General features: G+C 72.6%; 10 protein-coding genes. 5 read left to right on the top strand and 5 right to left on the bottom strand.

Features of this window, described 5'->3' with window-relative positions; all coding sequences use genetic code 11:
* Positions 1 to 19 precede the first annotated feature (19 nt).
* Positions 20 to 1,117, bottom strand: a complete 1,098-nt coding sequence (locus CK505_RS05550; protein WP_095650494.1) for a tartrate dehydrogenase — start codon at positions 1,115 to 1,117, stop codon at positions 20 to 22.
* Between the two features lie 127 nt (positions 1,118 to 1,244).
* Positions 1,245 to 2,240, bottom strand: a complete 996-nt coding sequence (locus CK505_RS05545) for a LysR family transcriptional regulator (protein ID WP_095650493.1) — start codon at positions 2,238 to 2,240, stop codon at positions 1,245 to 1,247.
* A gap of 279 nt (positions 2,241 to 2,519) precedes the next feature.
* On the opposite strand from CK505_RS05545, the gene CK505_RS05540 reads away from it, so the two are divergent.
* Complete coding sequence (locus tag CK505_RS05540) at positions 2,520 to 5,903, top strand: DNA polymerase III subunit alpha (RefSeq protein WP_095650492.1); 3,384 nt, start codon at positions 2,520 to 2,522, stop codon at positions 5,901 to 5,903.
* A gap of 185 nt (positions 5,904 to 6,088) precedes the next feature.
* On the top strand, positions 6,089 to 7,120 hold the full coding sequence (locus CK505_RS05535; protein WP_095650491.1) for a DUF2382 domain-containing protein: 1,032 nt from the start codon (positions 6,089 to 6,091) through the stop codon (positions 7,118 to 7,120).
* A 73-nt stretch (positions 7,121 to 7,193) separates the two neighbouring features.
* Here CK505_RS05535 and CK505_RS05530 read toward each other — a convergent pair whose 3' ends face one another.
* Positions 7,194 to 8,384, bottom strand: coding sequence for an MFS transporter (locus CK505_RS05530; RefSeq protein ID WP_095650490.1), 1,191 nt, complete (start codon positions 8,382 to 8,384; stop codon positions 7,194 to 7,196).
* Positions 8,385 to 8,589: 205 nt separating this feature from the next.
* Here CK505_RS05530 and thrS point away from each other — a divergent pair, with 205 nt between their 5' ends.
* Positions 8,590 to 10,707: a threonine--tRNA ligase gene (thrS, locus tag CK505_RS05525; RefSeq protein ID WP_052133061.1), complete on the top strand. Its 2,118-nt coding sequence runs from the start codon at positions 8,590 to 8,592 to the stop codon at positions 10,705 to 10,707.
* Positions 10,704 to 11,282, top strand: coding sequence for an HIT domain-containing protein (locus CK505_RS05520; RefSeq protein ID WP_095650489.1), 579 nt, complete (start codon positions 10,704 to 10,706; stop codon positions 11,280 to 11,282). Before thrS ends, CK505_RS05520 begins: the two co-directional genes overlap by 4 nt.
* Before the next feature lie 49 nt (positions 11,283 to 11,331).
* Here the strand turns inward: CK505_RS05520 and CK505_RS05515 are convergent, their stop codons facing one another.
* The gene (locus CK505_RS05515) at positions 11,332 to 13,419 is read right to left on the bottom strand and encodes a M3 family metallopeptidase (protein WP_095650488.1); all 2,088 of its coding nucleotides are present in this window, start codon (positions 13,417 to 13,419) and stop codon (positions 11,332 to 11,334) included.
* A 203-nt stretch (positions 13,420 to 13,622) separates the two neighbouring features.
* Here CK505_RS05515 and CK505_RS05510 point away from each other — a divergent pair, with 203 nt between their 5' ends.
* Positions 13,623 to 14,759 (top strand): lycopene cyclase family protein, encoded by a 1,137-nt coding sequence (locus CK505_RS05510; protein WP_176475295.1) that lies wholly within the window; start codon positions 13,623 to 13,625, stop codon positions 14,757 to 14,759.
* Between the two features lie 103 nt (positions 14,760 to 14,862).
* Here the strand turns inward: CK505_RS05510 and CK505_RS05505 are convergent.
* The coding region (locus CK505_RS05505; protein ID WP_176475294.1) for a transposase at positions 14,863 to 15,068 on the bottom strand (206 nt) is incomplete at its 5' end.

The following is a 15,068-nucleotide window of genomic DNA, read 5'->3' as shown; positions in this document are numbered from 1 at the left end:
GCCGGAGGGACGGGAAGCCTCAGGCGGGGGTCAGGGAGGCGGCCAGGGCGTCGACGACGGCCCGGGTGATCTCGGCGGTGTCGGCGGTGCCGCCGATGTCACGGGTGAGGTGCCCGGCGGCGGTGGTGGCCTCGATCGCGGCCTCCACCCGGCGGGCCTCGGCGTGCAGCCCGAAGTGGTCCAGCATCAGGGCGGCGCTGGCGATCGCCCCGATCGGGTTGCAGATGCCCTGGCCGGCGATGTCCGGGGCGGTGCCGTGGACGGGCTCGAACATCGAGGGGAACCGGCGCTCCGGGTCGAGGTTCGCACTGGCGGCCAGGCCGAGGCTGCCGGCCAGGGCGGAGCCGAGGTCGGAGAGGATGTCGGCGTTGAGGTTGGAGGCCACCACCACGGAGAGCTCCTCGGGGTGCAGGACGAACTTGGCGCTCATCGCGTCCACCAGCACCGACTCCGTCTGCACGTCGGGGTAGTCGGCGGCGACGCGGGCGAAGACCTCGTCCCACAGCACCATGCCGTACTGCTGGGCGTTGGACTTCGTGACGCTGGAGACCTTCTTGACCGTGCGGGTGCGGGCGAGGTCGAAGGCGAAGCGGATGATGCGCTCGCAGCCCTTCTCCGTGAACAGGGAGGACTGGACGGCGACCTCGTTGCCGGGACCCCGGCCGGCGAGGTTCCGCCCGCCGAGCCCGGCGTACTCGCCCTCGCTGTTCTCCCGCACCACGACCCAGTCCAGCTCGGTGTCGTCGGCCTTGCGCAGCGGGGAGACCACGCCGGGGAGGAAGCGCACGGGGCGGATGTTGGCCCACTGGTCGAAGTTCTGGGTGATGTTCAGCCGCAGCCCCCACAGGGACACGTGGTCGGGGACGTTCTCCCACCCCACGGCCCCGAAGTAGATGGCGTCGAAGTCCTGGAGGGTCTCCAGCCCGTCGGCCGGCATCATCACCCCGTGCTGGGCGTAGTACGCACTGCCCCAGGGGAACTTGGTCCAGTCGAAGGAGAACGCCCCGTTCGACTGCTCGGCCACCGCGTCCAGGACCGTGCGGCCGGCGGCGACGACCTCCGGGCCCACGCCGTCGGCGGGGATCGAGGCGATCGTGAAGACCTGGTGCTCGGCCATGGGGTGCTCTCCTTCTCGGGTGCTCTGCTCGTGGTGTCCGCAGCGCAGTGCGGCACCGGGTTCCAGTAGAGCGCCCCGAGCACCATGAGGTCCAAGACCGGAATCCCATCCCCCGGATAGGAATCCCCTATGACACGATCCGCGGCGCGTCCTGCGGCGCCGTCCCCTCCGGCCGGCCCGCCCTCTCGGCCCGGTCCGGCGCCGTTCCCTCGGGTGCCCGGGAGCGGTCCGCGGCGTGCCGGGCCGCGTGCTCGGCGGCGACCGCCAGGAACGCGCGGGCGGCCGGGGTCAGGTGCGCCGGGCGGCTGAGCACGGCCACGTGCAGCACGGTGACCGGTTCGATCCGCAGCACCCGCAGCCCTGCGGCGCGCGCCAGCGGGGTCCAGGAGGAGGGCAGCACCGCGTGCCCGACCCCGGCCAGCACCAGCGGGAGGACCGAGGTGCGGTGGGCGACCTCGGCGGCGATCTCGACCGGCACCCCGCCGGCCAGGGCGTCGTCGATCAGCCGCCGCATCAGCGAGCCCTGCTGGGAGACGACCACCCGGTGCCCGGCCAGGTCCTCCCGGCGGATGGCGTGCCCGTCACCGAAGGTGTCCGCCTGCGGTGCCACGATGAGCACCAGGGGCTGCTGCTCCAGGTGCATCACCTCGACCTCGGCGGAGCGGAACGGGTGCTCCGAGCCCAGGACGCCGATCTCGGCGCGGCCGGTGCGCACCGCGTCGGCCACCTCCTCGGGGGTGAATGCCGCGTCCACGCTGACCGTCACGGCCGGGTGGGCTCCCGCGTAGGCAGCGATCATCGACGTGAGCGGTTCGACGCCGGGGGAGGGCATGGCGACCACGTCCAGGCGGCCGCTGCGCACCCCGCGCAGGTCGTCGACGGCGGACCGGGCGGCCTCCAGGTCCCGGACCACCACCCGGGCCGGGCCCACCAGCTCCTCGCCGGCCTCGCTGAGCACCACCCGCCGCCCGATCCGGTGGAACAGCGGCACCCCCAGTTCCCGCTCGAGGCCCTTGACGGTCTGGGACAGGGAGGGCTGGGCGATGAGCAGCTGCTCCGCGGCGCGGGTGAAGCCGCCGTGGTCCACCACGGCCAGGAAGTACGTGAGCTGCCGGACGTCCATCGTCGTCTCCTCCTGCGTCCGTGCGGCGGGGGTGCGGGCCCCTCGGTGATGCCCGTGGGTGCAGGAAACAACATGCCACAGAAGTGCGGCATCCCCTGTCCCGGAACGAGGGCGTCCCCGTGCGCGGCGCCCCTGCGGGCCGTGGGCGGATCGTCTCCCGCCCGGGCCCGGCGTCCTCCTGGGCCATCCGCGCCGCGACGGACGCCCAGGAGCCGGAGTTCCCGCGGCCCCGGCGGTTTGCAATTGACTTAAGATTCGAACACGTATTCGAATGGGGGCGTGAGCTTTCCGCACCTGCACGTCGCCACCGCCTTCAGCGCCCACTTCGGGGTCAGCCGACCTGCCGTCCTGGCGGCCGCCGCCGCGGCGGACGGCGCGGACGCCCTCGCCTGCACCGACCGGGACGGGCTCTACGGCGCGATCAAGCACCTGGGCGCGTGCCGGGAGCACGGCATCGACCCGGTCCTGGGGGTCGACCTCGCCCTGCTGGACCCCGGCCGCGAGCGCGCCCTCGGCCGCGTGGTGGTCCTGGCGGCCGGCGGCACCGCCGGTGCGGGCTACGCCGCCCTGTGCCGGCTCGTCTCCACCGCCCACGCCGCAGCGGGCCCGCCCGGGGTGACCGCCGCCGAGATCGCGGCCGCCGCACACTCGCCCCGGCACGGGGAGCCGGTCCTGACCGTCCTGCTCGGGCCCGCCTCCGACGTCGGGCAGGAGCTCGCGGCCCGCCGCTACCGCACCGGGCGCGCCGCCCTGGCCCGGTGGCGGACCCTGCTCCCCGCACCGGCGCTCGCCGTGGAGGTGGTCTCGCACCTCGCCGCCCCCGGCACGGCGTGCAGCACCTCCCACGCGGCCCGGATGCTGCGCGCCGCCCTCGAGGCGGGGCTGACCCCCGTGCTGACCAACGCGGTGCGCTACGCCACCCCCGCCGAGGCCGCCACCGCCGACGTCCTCGACGCCGCCCGCGCCCTCACCCCGCTCGAGACCCTCGGGGCGCGCGCCGGCCACGCCCCCGGCGGCAGGGCCGCCGGGCGGACCGGGACGTCCCGGCGGACGACGGCGCCGGAGCCGCTGCAGCCCAACGGCCAGGGCTGGCTCAAGTCCGCCCGGCAGATGCGCGCGCTCGCCGCGGAGATCGCCCGGGCCGCGGACCTCGGCGCGGCCGGGGCCGCGGCCCTGCTGGCGGGCACCCAGCGGGTGGCCGACCGGTGCCGGCTGGACCCGGTCGCCGACTGCGGCTGGGGGCGGCCGGTGGTGCCCGAGGCCTCCGTGCTGGGCCTGGACCGGCCGGCGCCCGCGGAGCTGCGGGCCCGGTGCGAGGCGGGGCTGGGCCGCCGCTACCCGGGCCGCCGCATGACACGGGCCGTGCGGGACCGGCTGGAGCAGGAGCTGGGGGTGATCGAGGACCTCGGCTTCGCCTCCTACTTCCTCACCGTGGCCGAGGTCTCCGCGATGATCGGGCAGATGGGGGTCCGCCACGCCGCCCGCGGCTCGGGGGTGTCCTCGCTCGTCAACTATCTGCTCGACGTCTCCCAGGTGGACCCGCTCGAGCACGAGCTGCTCTTCGAGCGCTTCCTCTCCAACGACCGCTCGACCCTCCCGGACATCGACATCGATGTCGAGTCGGCCGAGCGCCACCGCGTCTACCGGCGGATCTTCGAGCGCTTCGGCCCCGAACGGGTGAGCCTCATGAGCATGCAGAACGCCTACCGGGCCCGCGGTGCCGTCCGGGACGCCGGGCTGGCGCTCGGCATCGACCCCGAGACCGTGGACGGCGCGGCCAAGCAGCTGTGGCACCTGCCGGCCTCGGCGCTGCGGGAGACCATCGCCCGCCAGCCGGAGCTGCGGGACTTCGCCGAGCAGGTGGCCCAGGAGAAGCAGCTCGACCTCCTCGTGGACCTCACCGAGCGCCTGGACCGGCTGCCCCGGCACATCTCCATGCACCCGTGCGGGGTGATCCTGGGGGACCTGAGCCTCCTGGACCGCACCCCGGTGCAGTCCAGTGGGACGGGGATGCCCATGAGCCAGTTCGACAAGCACGACATGGACCCCATGGGCATGCTCAAGCTCGACATCCTCGGCGTGCGGATGCAGTCGGCGCTCGCCCACGCCGTCGACGAGGTGGCCCGCACCCACCCGGACCGGCCCCGCCTGGACCTCGAGGCGATCCCCGTGGACGACGGGAGGACGTTCGAGCTCATCCGCTCGACCCACACCCTGGGGTGCTTCCAGATCGAGTCCCCGGGCCAGCGCGAGCTCATCGGCAAGATGGCGCCCACGAGCTTCCGCGACCTCATCGTGGACATCTCCCTGTTCCGTCCCGGGCCGATGCACTCGGACATGGTGCGCCCCTACCTGGAGCACCGCCACGGCTGGTCCGCGCCCGTCTCGATCCACCCGTCCCTCGACCCGATCCTCGCCGAGACCCACGGCGTGACCGTCTTCCACGAGCAGGTCCTGCGCATCCTCGACACCTTCACCGGATGCGGTCTCGCCCGGGCCGACGAGCTGCGCCGCCGGCTGGGCTCCGAGCGCCAGCTCGAGGTGGAGGAGTTCTTCCGCGAGCGGGCCCGTGCGCGGGACTACCCCCTGGACGTGGTGGACAGGGTCTGGGAGACCCTGGCGGCGTTCGGCTCGTTCGGCTTCTGCAAGGCCCACGGCGCGGCGTTCGCGGTGCCCACCTACCAGTCCGCGTGGCTGAAGGCCCACCACCCGGAGGCGTTCCTCGCGGGGCTGTGGGAGCACGATCCCGGGATGTACCCCAAGCGCCTGCTCGTGGGGGAGGCGCGGCGGATGGGCATCCCCGTCCTGCCCGTGGACGTCAACCGCTCCGACGAGCACTACCGGGTGGAACGGCTCGACGACGACCCCGCCCGCCTGGGCGTGCGCCTGGCCCTCACCGGGATCCACGGGGTCTCCCGGGCAGAGGTCCGCCGGATCGTGGCGGGGCAGCCCTACGCCTCGCTCGCCGAGCTGCGGCAGCGGGCCCGTCCCTCGCGGCGCACCCTCGAGCGTCTCGCCGCCGTGGGGGCCTTCGACGGCCTGCTGCGCCGCTCCGGCGGCCCCGCGTCCCGCGCCGACCTGGTGCACGCCCTGCGGGCCCGGGCGGACAGCGGCCGGCCCGCCCGGCCGGCCGGGGAGGTCGAGGGGCAGCTGGCCCTTCCGCTCGGGGACCTCGAGCTGCGCGCCCTGCCCGCGGAGCGCCCCGAGCCCACCCTGGCGGAGAAGGTCCGCACCGAGCTGGACCTGCTCGCGGTGGACGTCTCGGCGCACCTGCTGGAGAGCTGGGCGCCTCTGCTCGGCGAGCTCGGGGTCACGCCCGCGGAGCGGCTGCTGGAGCTGCGCAACCGGTCCGAGGTGCTCGTGGCGGGGGTGCGGGTCTCGACCATGACCCCGCCCATGCGCAGCGGCCGGCGGGTGGTCTTCGTCAGCCTCGACGACGGCACGGGCGCGGTGGACTGCGCCTTCTTCTCCGACGCCCAGGCCCGCTCGGGGCAGCACCTGTTCGGCACGCGGATGCTGCTGGTGCGGGGCCGGACGCGGCGCACCGGACCGCGGGGGATCAGCATCAGCGCCGAGCAGGCCTGGGACCTGGCCGACCCCGGAACCCCGGCCGCGGTGCGCGCCGCGGCCCCGCCGATCCTCCGGGGAGCGGGGACAGGATGAGCCGGGAGACCGTCCGGATCCAGGGGTTTCACTCTCGGTGAAGCCATTGGCCAGCGAACTGATTGCCAGTATGGTTACTAATAACAGCGGACGAGCTGCACCCCGCCTCCCCGGGCGGAGATCGTCCGCGGCGAGCCCCCCGTCCAGGGGAGCCCGTTGCCTCGCAGAATAGAGAAGGAGTTCTCATGGCTACGTACGACGTGAACGCACTGCTGTCCGCCACCGCCTACGGGTCGGACGGCGACAAGATCGGCAAGGTCGAGCAGGTCTTCCTGGACGACAACACCGAAGAGGTCACCTTCGTGACCGTCAACACCGGTCTCTTCGGCACCAAGGAGAGCTTCGTCCCCGCCGACGGCGCCCAGCAGGACGGCGACCGCCTCGTCCTTCCCTACACCAAGGACGTCGTCAAGGACGCCCCGAACGTGGACGCGGACCAGCACCTCTCCCCGGCCGAGGAGGAGGAGATCTACCGCTACTACAAGATGAACTACTCCGGCACCGACGACCGCGACCGCACCGACCGTGACCGCACCGCCGGCGTTGCCGGCACCGCTGGTGCCGCCGGGACCGCCGGCGCCGCAGGTCTCGCCGACCGCGACGACCGCTACGCCGCGGACACCGACCGCAATGCCGTCCCGGCGACCGGCACTGCCGGCTACCCCGAGAACGACGGGTACACCGACCGCAACAGCACCTCGGGCATTGCCGACGTCGACCGCGACCGTACCGATGTCGACCGTGACCGTGACCGCACCGCCGGGCTCACCGACCGTGACCGCACCGACCGTGTCGACAACGGGGTGGTCCGCCACGAGGAGCAGCTGCACGTCGGCAAGGAGCGTCAGGAGACCGGCCGCGCCCGTCTGCGCAAGTACGTGGTCACGGAGAACGAGACCGTGGACGTGCCCCTCGAGCGCGAAGAGGTCCGTGTCGAGCGCACCCCGCTGAGCGGCACCGAGGCCACCGCCGGCACCATCGGCGAGGAGGACGTCGAGGTGACCCTCCACGAGGAGCGTCCCGTCGTCGCCAAGGAGACCGTGGGGGTCGAGAAGGTCGGCCTGGAGAAGGAGACCGTCCGCGACACCGAGCGCGTCGACGCCGAGGTCCGCAAGGAGCAGGTCGAGGTCGAGACGGACGCCGAGCGCGGCACCGGCCTGACCGACCGCGACCGCGGCACCGGCCTGACCGACGACGATCGCCGCGACCGCATCTGATCGCACCTGATCGACTCCGGGGCCCCCGTCACCGTTCCGGTGACGGGGGCCCCGTCGTCGTGCTGGACACGGTTCACCCCGCTGCCCGCCGGGCCTGCGTGCCGGGCACGGCCGCGTAGTAGACCAGGCCCAGCGCGACCACCGCCGCGGCCGCCACGTACATCCCCCGGTAGCCCAGCGCAGGGACCAGGGCCCCCATGAGCATCGGGCCCAGCGCCACGCCCACGTCCATGCACAGGAAGTAGGTCGAGGTGGACAGCCCCACGCGGGTGAGCGGGGCCGAGCGGACCGCGGCGGCCTGGGCCGCCGAGAGCACCGCCCCGTAGCCCACGCCCAGCACCGTGCCCGAGGCGAGCACGAGGAACGGCGAGTCCGCGGCCGCGAGCAGCAGCAGCGCCACCACGAAGAGCAGCAGCGACGGGTACAGCACCGCGTTGTCCCCGCGCCGGTCCTGCAGCCGGCCCGCGAACGGGCGGCTCACCAGGACGGTGACGGCGTAGGCCACGAAGTACGCGCCCGCGGGGCCCACGAGGTCCGCCTGCACGGCGAACGGGTTGAGGAAGGACAGGACCGCCGAGTACCCCACGCCCACGAAGAGCATGAGCGCCGAGACGGGCAGGGCCCGCGCCTCCACGAACTGCCCCACGGAGAAGGACCGCAGCCCCGCCCGCTGCTCGGCGGAGAGGCTCAGCTCGGGGACCCGGGTGACGGCTCCCACGGCGAGGCCCAGCAGGGCGACCGCCGCGCACACCCCGAAGAGCGTGTCGTAGCCCACCGCCGTGGACAGGCTCAGTCCCGCCAGGGGACCCAGCGCGGCGGCCAGGGTGGTGGAGAGCATGAAGTACCCGGTGCCCTCGCCCCGCCGGTGCGCGGGGATGAGGGCCTGGACGGACGCGGGCAGCACGGTGGTGGCCATGCCGAAGCCCACGCCGTTGAGCACCCGCACCACCAGCAGGCCCCAGAAGCCGGTGTCGAGCAGGTAGGCGGCGGCGCACAGCGCCAGCAGCACGAGCGCGGCGAGCAGCACGCGCCGGCGCCCGAGCAGCTCCATGTACTTGCCGGTGAGCAGCCGCGCCAGGACCGCCCCGACGATGAAGGCACTCGTGGCCACCCCGGCCAGCGCCTCGTCCGTGCCGAAGCGCTCCATGGCGTAGAGCGCCATGACGGTCATCAGCAGGTAGAAGTTCATGGAGATGAGGAACTGGCCCGCCCACATCAGCACGAAGCCGGCGGTCCACAGCCGGTGCGGCGGGGGAGAGGGCACCTCCCCTCCCGGTGCGGGCGGGTCGGGCGGTCCGGGAACGTCTGCGGGCATCGGGTGGCCTCACCTCCGCCGGCCATCATCTCACCGCCGCGGTCCCCACCGGCCGACAGGTACCATCGATGCAGTGCGCGCCGCCCGCCGGTGCCGCTGCCACGCGCCCCCCGTACCGGTGCGTGCCGATCCCGACCCGAGGAGCACCTTCCCCATGACCACCGTGCCCGAGCACCAGCCCGAGTCCGCCCCCCTCACGATCACCGTCGACGGCGAGCAGCGCACGGTGGGGACCGGGACGTCCGCCGCGGACCTGTACCGCGAGGACCGCTCCGTGGTGGTGGCCCGGGTCAACGGCGTGCTCAAGGACCTCGCCACCGGGCTGGCCGACGGGGACGCCGTGGAGAGGGTGCTGATCTCCGAGCCCGAGGGCCTCGAGGTGCTGCGCCACTCCGCCGCCCACGTCATGGCCCAGGCCGTGCAGCAGCTGCACGAGGACGCCAAGCTCGGCATCGGCCCGTACATCACCGACGGCTTCTACTTCGACTTCGACGTCGAGCAGGCGTTCACGCCCGAGGACCTCAAGGCCATCGAGAAGCGGATGCAGCGGATCGTGAACTCCACCCAGTCCTTCCGCCGCCGTGCGGTGAGCGAGGAGGAGGCCCGCGCCGAGATGGCGGACGAGCCGTACAAGCTCGAGCTCATCGGCCTGTCCCAGGGCCCCGGCTCCGGCGCGGACGTGGACGCCGCCGCGGAGGGCGCCTCCGTGGAGGTCGCCGCCGGCGAGCTGACGATCTACGACAACGTGGACCGCAAGACCGGGGAGACGGTCTGGAAGGACCTGTGCCGCGGCCCGCACCTGCCGGACACCAAGCTGATCGGCAACGGCTACGCCCTGATGCGCTCGGCCGCCGCCTACTGGCGCGGCTCCGAGAAGAACAAGCAGCTCCAGCGCATCTACGGCACCGCGTGGCCGTCCAAGGAGGACCTCACCGCGTACAAGAACCGCCTCGCCGAGGCGGAACGGCGCGACCACCGCCGGCTCGGCTCGGAGATGGACCTGTTCTCCTTCCCCGACGAGCTCGGCTCCGGCCTTCCGGTGTTCCACCCCCGGGGCGGGATCATCCGCAAGACCATGGAGGACTACTCCCGCGAGCGGCACACGGAGGCCGGCTACGAGTTCGTCTACACCCCGCACATCACCAAGGGCCACCTCTACGAGGTCTCCGGCCACCTCGACTGGTACCGCGAGGGCATGTTCCCCGCGATGCACGTGGACGAGGAGCGGGACCCGCAGACCGGGGAGCTGACCAAGCAGGGCCAGGACTACTACCTGAAGCCCATGAACTGCCCGATGCACAACCTCATCTTCCGCTCCCGGGGCCGCTCCTACCGGGAGCTGCCGCTGCGCCTATTCGAGTTCGGGCAGGTCTACCGGTACGAGAAGTCCGGCGTGGTGCACGGCCTGACCCGGGTGCGGGGCATGACCCAGGACGACGCCCACATCTACTGCACCCGGGAGCAGATGAAGGCGGAGCTGACCACCACGCTCGGCTTCGTGCTGGACCTGCTCAAGGACTACGGGCTGGACGACTTCTACCTCGAGCTCTCCACCAAGGACCCCGAGAAGTTCGTGGGCTCGGACGAGCTCTGGGAAGAGGCCACCAACACCCTCGCCGAGGTCGCGGCCGAGTCCGGGCTGGACCTGGTCCCGGACGCCGGCGGCGCCGCGTTCTACGGCCCCAAGATCTCGGTGCAGGCCAAGGACGCGATCGGGCGGACCTGGCAGATGTCCACCATCCAGCTCGACTTCAACCTGCCCGAGCGCTTCGACCTCGAGTACCAGGCCGCCGACGGCACCCGGCAGCGGCCCGTGATGATCCACCGTGCCCTGTTCGGCTCCGTGGAGCGGTTCATGGGGGTGCTCGTGGAGCACTACGCCGGGGCGTTCCCGGCGTGGCTGGCCCCCGTCCAGGTCGTGGCGATCCCGGTGGCCGAGGCCTTCAACGACTACCTGCAGGGCGTGGTGGACACGCTGCGGGCCCGCGGTGTGCGCGTGGAGCTCGACGCCGGCTCGGACCGGTTCCCCAAGAAGATCCGCACCGCCTCCAAGGAGAAGGTCCCGTTCGTGCTCATCGCGGGCGGGGAGGACGCCGAGGCGAACGCCGTGTCCTTCCGCTTCCGCGACGGCTCGCAGGACAACGGCGTCCCGGTCGGCGAGGCCGTGGAGCGGATCGTGGCGCACGTCCAGCGGCGGATCAACGAGGAGCCGACGGCCGCCGCCGCCGAGGACCCCCGCGCCGCCGCGGAGACGGCCGGGGTGGGGCAGTGACCGGTACGGGGCCCGACGCCGGGCCCCCGCACCACTGGATCCGCCAGGACGAGTTCGAGATCCCCGGGGTGCCCGACAGCTTCCAGCGGCTGTGGACCCCGCACCGGCTCGCCTACGTGCGCGGCGAGGACCCGTCCGTGCGGGAGGACCCCGGGTGCCCGTTCTGCAACGGCCCGCAGCGCGCGGACGAGGAGTCGCTGATCGTCCACCGCGGCGAGCACTGCTTCGTGATCCTCAACCTGTTCCCGTACAACCCCGGCCACCTCATGGTCTGCCCGTACCGGCACGTGGCCGATCTGACGGAGCTCGAGCCGGCGGAGCTGCGGGAGCTCACGGACCTGACCCGCACCGCGGTCGCCACGATCCGCGGCGTCGCGTCCCCGCACGCCTTCAACGTGGGCATCAACCTGGGGGCCGCGGCCGGCGGCTCCCTCTCGGGGCACCTGCACCAGCACGTGGTCCCGCGCTGGAACGGGGACGCCAACTTCATGCCGGTCCTCGCCGGGACCAAGGCCATCATGCAGACCCTCGGGGACACCCGCCAGGACATCGCCGACGCCTGGCCCGCGGCCTGATCCGCGTCGTCGTCACACCCGGGGCGTCCGCCCCCGGGCGCCGCGGCGCTCAGCCGCGGGCGTCCCGGGCGGGAGCACCGCGCCGCCGGTGGACGAACTCCTCCCGCGCCTGGAGTCCGCGCCGCTCCAGCAGCGCGCCGAGGTGCGGGCGGCGTCCCAGCAGGGCCTCGAAGGCCTCCATCGGGGCGGTCTCGTTGCCCCGGGAGAGCACCTCCTCGGCGAAGCGCCGCCCGTTCTCCCGGGTCGGTCCGCCGCGGGACGCGAACCACTGCGCGGTGTCGGCGTCGAGGATCTCGGACCAGATGTAGGAGTAGTAGCCCGCGGAGTAGCCGCCGGCGAAGATGTGCTTGAAGTACCCGGTCCGGTAGCGCGGGGCGATGCCGTCCACGTCCACCCCGGCGCGGGCGAGCGCCTCCTGCTCCACGGTCCGGGGGCCCGGCAGCTCGGCGGGGTCCTCGATCCCGTGCCACGCGAGATCCAGGTAGGTCGAGGCGAGGTACTCGACGGTCCGGTAGCCCTGCCCGTGCGCGGAGGCCTCCCGCAGGCCCGCGAGGGTCTCTTCGGGGATCGGCTCGCCCGTGCGGTGGTGGCGGGCGTAGTGCCGGAGCACCTCCGGGTGCAGCACCCACATCTCGTGCACCTGGGAGGGGTACTCCACGAAGTCCCGCGGCACCTTCGTCCCGGAGAACGAGGGCAGGTGCACGTCGGAGAGCAGCCCGTGCAGCGCGTGGCCGAACTCGTGGAAGACCGTCACCACCTCGTCCAGGGTCAGCAGCTTGGGCCTGCCCGCGGGCGGCCGGGTGAAGTTCGCGTTGTTGACGACGACGGGGCGCTGACCGGTCAGCCGGTTCTGGTGCACCAGCGATCCCATCCAGGCGCCGCCCTGCTTGGTGGGCCGCGTGAACCAGTCGCCCAGGAACAGCCCCACGCCGCGGCCCGCCTCGTCGGTGACCTCCCACACCCGCACCTGCGGCAGGTAGCCGTCCAGGTCGGGACGCTCGGTGAAGACCAGCCCGTAGAGCTCCCGGGCGGTGCGGAAGATCCCGTGCTCCAGCACGGACTCCAGCTCGAAGTGCTCCCGCAGCGCGGAGGCGTCCACGGCGTAGCGCTCCCGGCGCAGCCGCTCGGCCCAGAACGGCCAGTCCCACGCCTCGATCGGGTGCCCGGCCAGCTGCTCGAGCTCCGCCCGCTCCTCGAGGGCGTTGCGCACGGCGGGGCCGGTGATCCGCTCCAGCATCTCGTGCACCGCCTCCTGGGACGGCGCCGTGTTCCCGGCCATGACGTGGTCGCCGTGGCTGCGGTAGCCGAGCAGCCCGGCCTGCTCCGCGCGCAGCCGGGCGATCCGGGCGGCCACGGGCAGCAGGTCCGTGCGGCTCTGCGAGCCCTCGCCGCCGTGCTCGCCGGTGCCGCGGTTGACGGCGGCCAGATGAATCCGCCGGCGCAGCGCGCGGTCCGTGAGCACCGACAGCACGGGCTGCACGGTGAACAGCGAGGGCGTGAGCAGGTACCGGCCCGGCATCCCGTTCTCGGCGGCCGCGGAGGCGGCGGCCTCGACGTCCGTGGGGGACAGCCCGTCCAGCTCCGCTGGGTCGTCGACGACCACGGCGGAGGCGTTGACCTCCCGGATCAGGTCGTTGCCGTAGCCGATGCTCAGCTCCGAGAGCTCGTCGTTGATCTCCCGGAGCCGCCGCTGGTCGTCCAGGGTCAGCTCCGCGCCGGAGTTCGCGAACCAGGAGACGTACTCGTCCAGGGCGCGCAGCTGCCACGGCTCCAGGTCGGTGCGGTCCACCCGCCGGACCCGCGCGTAGAGCTCCTTGTTGAGCGTGAAGTCCGCCTTGTGCTCCGACAGCCGCGGGGCGAGCTCCTGGTAGATCCGCTGGATGCCCTCCGTGTTGTGCGCCGCGGTCAGCGTGAAGAAGACCGACTCGACCCGGTCCAGGGCCAGGCCCCCGCGCTCGAGGGCCTCGATGGTGTTGGCGAAGGTGGGCGGGTCCGGGTCGGCCAGGATCGCCCGCACGCACTCGAGGTCCTGGGCCATCGCCGCCTCGAAGGCCGGCAGGAAGTGCTCCTCCTTGATCCGCCCGAAGTCGGGCAGCTCGTAGGGGAGCGGGCTGGGGCGCAGGAGTGGGTTGTCCAAGGGCCGGCTTCTGTCGTGGTGGGCGGACGGGTGCGACCAAGACTAGCCTCCCGGTGCAACGGGTGTGGACGCGGGTGCCGCCGCCGATGACGACGTCGACGACCCCTGACGGATCGGCCAGACTGGACCTCGCCCCGAGGGTCACTGACGGTTTCGGGAGTGGCCGCAGAGATGCCTGCGTCCGGAGAAGGAGTGCCGTGCTCATGACCCACCCAGCGAGGGAGTACGACGTCGTCATTGCCGGCGGTGGACTTGCCGGGCGCAGCATCGCCTACTTCCTGAGCCGGGAACCAGGGCTGTCCGGGGCGCGGATCCTCCTCATCGACGACGCCGGAGATCGATACCCCCACCGCTCCCTGATCTACTGGCACGACGACGCCCTCCCGCTGCCCCTGACGCCCGCAGCCACGTTCACGAGCCTCGCGGTTGACGCAGGACCCGCCCAGCGGGTGCTGCCGCTCGAGCGCCACCGCCTGTGCCTCACCTCGTCCCGGACCGTTTTCCGATGCCTCGACGACGTCATCGATGCCAACCCTCAGATCAGCCGTCTCGACGCACGGGTTTCACGCGTACGGGCCCATGCCGACTCGGTGGACGTGGCCCTCTCCGACGGCCGGCTCGTCACGGCATCCCACTGCTTCGACAGCACCTTGCCCCCCACCGGGATCACGGCACCGCTGCTCATGTCGGGTGAGGTTCGTCGGGTGCGGACTGCGCACGACTCCTTCGACCCGTCGATCGCCACCTTCATCGATTTCCGGTCCGGTGAGCACCACCCCGTGCACTTCCACTGCGTCCTGCCGCTCTCAGCCCGAGAAGCCGTCGTCGAAGTCACCCGGATCATGCCGGGGAAGGCTCACACCCCGGAATTCTCGTTCGAACAGGCAACGTCGGACTACCTGCGCAAGGTCTGGGGTGTGAACGAGTACTCGTCGTTGTCCGTGGAGCGAGGGTCCATCCCCCTGGGCATCCGCCCCCGTTCTCCCCGCGGCCGCCATGTGCACACCGGATGTCCCGCCGGGGCCGTCAAGGCCACCACGGGCTACGGCTTCACCCGGATCCTTCGTCAGACCCAGCACATCGCCTCCACGCTGGCCTCCACCGGGTCACCTGACGCTCCCCGGCCGTCCCCACGCTTCCGCTGGTACGACAGACCCGTGCTCAAGATGTGGGAACACGACCCCGAACACGCGGTGCAGTTCATGAAAGCCGCGTTCACCTCCGGCGATGCTGATCTCGTCCTCGACTTCCTCGACGAACGGACCACGTTCGCACAGGAACGGCGGCTGCTCGGGTCCATGCCGGTCACGATGCTCCTGCAGCCGCGTCTCTGGATCTGAGCCCGTCATCAGGACCTCTCGTCCGGCCGAACCGGAACACCAACGGTCGGCACGCGGTCGCGGGACTGTCCGATAAACGGTGTGTGGGGTCCGGCGGTTTTCATCAGTGAGTGGTTCTCTCGAACCGTCCGGCGAAGGTGATCGCGAACGCGTTCAGCGCCGGCTTCCACCTCATCACCCAGCGTGCTCTACCGCCGCCGGTCGGATCAAGAGACCGGGTGACGAGGTAGAGGCACTTCAGCGCAGCAGCCTCGTTCGGGAAGTGCCCGCGCGCCCGCACCGCCCGCCGGTAGCGGGCGTTGATCGACT

The organism is Kocuria sp. WN036 (assembly GCF_002287015.1).
Taxonomy (GTDB): domain Bacteria; phylum Actinomycetota; class Actinomycetes; order Actinomycetales; family Micrococcaceae; genus Kocuria; species Kocuria rosea.
Note: the sequence above shows the minus strand (reverse complement) of the source record. Positions and strands in the feature narration are given on the sequence as shown.

Coding starts and splice junctions, on each gene's coding strand:
- CK505_RS05550 (WP_095650494.1), bottom strand. CDS start 1,117: ATGGCCGAGCACCAGGTCTTCACGATCGCCTCGATCCCCGCCGACGGC.
- CK505_RS05545 (WP_095650493.1), bottom strand. CDS start 2,240: ATGGACGTCCGGCAGCTCACGTACTTCCTGGCCGTGGTGGACCACGGC.
- CK505_RS05535 (WP_095650491.1), top strand. CDS start 6,089: ATGGCTACGTACGACGTGAACGCACTGCTGTCCGCCACCGCCTACGGG.
- thrS (WP_052133061.1), top strand. CDS start 8,590: ATGACCACCGTGCCCGAGCACCAGCCCGAGTCCGCCCCCCTCACGATC.
- CK505_RS05510 (WP_176475295.1), top strand. CDS start 13,623: ATGACCCACCCAGCGAGGGAGTACGACGTCGTCATTGCCGGCGGTGGA.